At 75.6% G+C, this 2799-nt stretch carries 3 protein-coding genes; all 3 read left to right on the plus strand.

Annotated features, from left to right (window positions below; genetic code table 11):
• Positions 1–142: 142 nt before the first annotated feature.
• Genes RB146_14030 through RB146_14040 form a run of 3 tightly spaced genes read left to right on the plus strand, consistent with a single transcriptional unit; the run spans position 143 to position 2700 of the window.
• Positions 143–1090 (plus strand): NAD(P)-dependent oxidoreductase, encoded by a 948-nt coding sequence (locus RB146_14030; protein ID MDQ7830083.1) that lies wholly within the window; start codon positions 143–145, stop codon positions 1088–1090.
• A 4-nt stretch (positions 1091–1094) separates the two neighbouring features.
• Positions 1095–2102, plus strand: coding sequence for an NAD-dependent epimerase/dehydratase family protein (locus tag RB146_14035; GenBank protein MDQ7830084.1), 1008 nt, complete (start codon positions 1095–1097; stop codon positions 2100–2102).
• A 1-nt stretch (position 2103) separates the two neighbouring features.
• A complete protein-coding gene (locus RB146_14040; protein ID MDQ7830085.1) occupies positions 2104–2700 on the plus strand; it encodes a glycerol-3-phosphate acyltransferase in 597 nt (198 codons plus the stop codon).
• Positions 2701–2799 lie beyond the last annotated feature (99 nt).

Genomic DNA, 2799 nt, shown 5'->3' on the forward strand with positions numbered 1-2799 from the left:
CATCACCCCGCCCCGCCCATAGGGGCCCGCCCCCGGGCGCACCGGCAGGACCCTTCCCTCCCCGTTGGAATATCAATGATTAATACATGATTCCCGGGGGGCGCTCACGACCACCCCTGCCGCGATCCCCGAGCCCGTCCTGATCACCGGCGTCGCCGGACTGATCGGGTCACGCCTGGCGCACCGCCTCGTGGACAATGGCGTGAGCGTGCGGGGAATGGATGTGGTTCCCCCGGCCGCCGCGCGGGTGACCTTCATCCCCCGGGATCTGCGAGAGCCACGCGGCCTGTCGGCCGCCCTGGCCGGCGCGCGCGCGGTGATCCACTGCGCCCGGTGGGCCGGGATCCCGCCGTCCCGGGCCGCGGCCGAGGCCGTGGAGGTGGAGGGGACAGCCAACCTCCTGGCGGCCTGCCTGGACGCCGGCGTGGAACGGGTGGTGTGCATGAGCAGCGTCGCCGTCTACGGGCCGACCCGCACCCCGCTGATCACCGAGGACACCCCGCGCAGGCCGGCGGACTTCTACGGCCGGATCAAACGGCGGGTGGAAGAGGCGGCGGCGGGGGCCGGGGCCCGCGGGCTGGCGGTGACGGTGGTGCGGGCAGGGCTAGTCTACGGCCCGCGGGCGACGGGCGGCACGGTCCACCCGGTGCGGCGCATCCTCGCCGGCCGTCCCGTCCTGGCCAGCGGCGGCAGAGGCTACGCGCACCCGGTGTACATCGACAACCTCATCGACGCCGTCCTGGCCGCCTCCTCCGCGGCGGATGCGGTGGGGCAGGCCATCAACGTGGTGGACGGAGACGTCACCTGGCGCGAGTTCTTCGGGCATTACGCCCGCATGTGCCGGCGTCCCTTGCGCTCGGCGCCGGCGGCGGCGGTGTGGCTGGTAGGTCTGGCCTCCGAGATGGCCGCCGCGCTCCTGCGCCGTCCCCTGCCGGCGGCCCGCAGCCTGGCGCACTTCACCACCCGCCGGACGCGCGTCAGCACCGTCCGCGCCCGCGAGATCCTGGGCTGGGCGCCCCGGTACTCCCTGGCGGAGGCGATGGCGGAGACCGAACGGTGGCTGCGGGATGCGCGGATCGTCCCCGACTGAGCGGGTGCCGATCGTGGAGCCGGTCCTGGTCACCGGCGCCGGCGGGTTCATCGGCGGACACCTCTGCCGCCGGCTGGCGGCCCGGGGCATCTCCGTGCGCGGGATGGTGCGCCGGCCTGAGCAGGCGCCGGGGCTGTGGGCGGAGGGCGTGCGGCCCGTGGTGGGCGACCTTACCCGCCCCCAGGACGTCCGGGAGGCGATGGCGGGGTGCGGCACGGTCATCCACTGCGCGGCGTGGATGGGAAGCCCGCCGTCGCGGGAGGCGGCCCGGGCCACCAACGTCGGGGGGACCCGCCTGGTGGCAGAGGCGGCGGCCGCGCATGGCGTGGCGCGGGTGGTGCACCTCAGCAGCATCACCGTCTACGGCCCGACCACCGCGGACTGCATCACCGAGGACAGCCCGCTGTGGCCGCTGGGGTGGTACCGGAGCACCAAGATCGACGCCGAGCGAGAGATCTGCGCCGCCCGCGGCCTGGGCGTGCGGGTCGTGGTCCTGCGCCCCGGGCAGGTCTTCGGACCCGGGGACCGGCGGCTGGCCAGGCGGGCGCTGCGGTGGCTGCGGCGGGGCTGGCCGCTGGTGGCCGACGGAGGGCGCGGCGTCTGCCACCCGGTGTACGTGGGGAACCTCGCCGACGCGGTGCTGGCTGCCTGCGCCCCGGTGCCGGAGGGCGTCTACAACGTGGCCGACGGCGACGTGCCCTGGAGGATGTTTCTCGGCGCCTACGCCGCGGCGGCGGGGAGGCGTCTGCGGTCGGCGCCGGCCTGGGCGCTGCGGACGGCGGCGGCGCTGGCGGAGGTCGCCGCCGTCCTGACCCGCCGCCCGCCCCTGCTGTCCCGGGCGGAGGTAGGCTACCTGGTGCGGCGCAGCCACTACAGCACATCCCGCGCCCGCGAGGTGCTGGGGTGGACCCCGCAGGTGGACCTGGTCACGGCGCTGGAGCGGACGATGGCGTACCTGCGCCAGACCGGGTGGCTGCGGGAGGAGGGCGGGCGCGGTTCGGGGAGGTGGTGAGATGGCCTCGGTGGTCTCCGCGCTGCTGGCTCCGGCAGTCGGGTACCTGTGCGGCTCGGTCCTGCCCGCACACCTGCTGGGCCGCCTGCGGGGGGTGGACTTCCGGGCGCTGGGCAAGAATCCGGGCACCGCCGAGACCTGGCGGATGTTCGGGCCGGCGCCGGCGCTGGTGGTCTACGCGCTGGACGTGGCCAAGGCGGTCATCCCCCTCATCCTGGCCCGGGCGCTGCGCGTTCCCTCCTGGTCGCTGCTGCTCACGGGGCTGGCGGCCGTGGCCGGCCACAACTGGTCGCTGTTCTACCGGTTCTGGGGAGGCAAGGGTCTGGCCACGGCCTCGGGGGTCGTCCTGTTTTTCGAGCCGGCGTACTTCAGCGCGGCGGCGGTGCCGGGCCTGCTGGCCTGGCGGCTCACCGGATGGGTGCCCGCCAGCGGCGTCGTGGGATTCCCCGTCCTCATCGCCCTGGCGTGGGTGACTCAGACCGACCCCGCCCTGCGGGCGGCCGCGCTGCTGCTGCCGGCGGTGATCCTGGTGCGTGCGCGCCGGGAGGCGGCCGAGATGTGGGCGCGGTTCCGCGCGTCCCGGCGAGCCGCCCGCTAGACGCTCCGGCCATTCCCCCGCAGGCAGGCCAGCCCCCCGCCGTGCGCCGAAACTCTTCCCGGGGCCGGTCTTTCGTCGGGCCGGACCGGAGGTCCGCCG

This window comes from Armatimonadota bacterium (assembly GCA_031081585.1).
GTDB classification, from domain to species: Bacteria; Sysuimicrobiota; Sysuimicrobiia; order Sysuimicrobiales; family Humicultoraceae; genus Geohabitans; species Geohabitans tengchongensis.

Bases quoted from the DNA above. Each gene is read 5' to 3' on its own strand.
- RB146_14040 (MDQ7830085.1), top strand. From the start codon at position 2,104: ATGGCCTCGGTGGTCTCCGCGCTGCTGGCTCCGGCAGTCGGGTACCTG.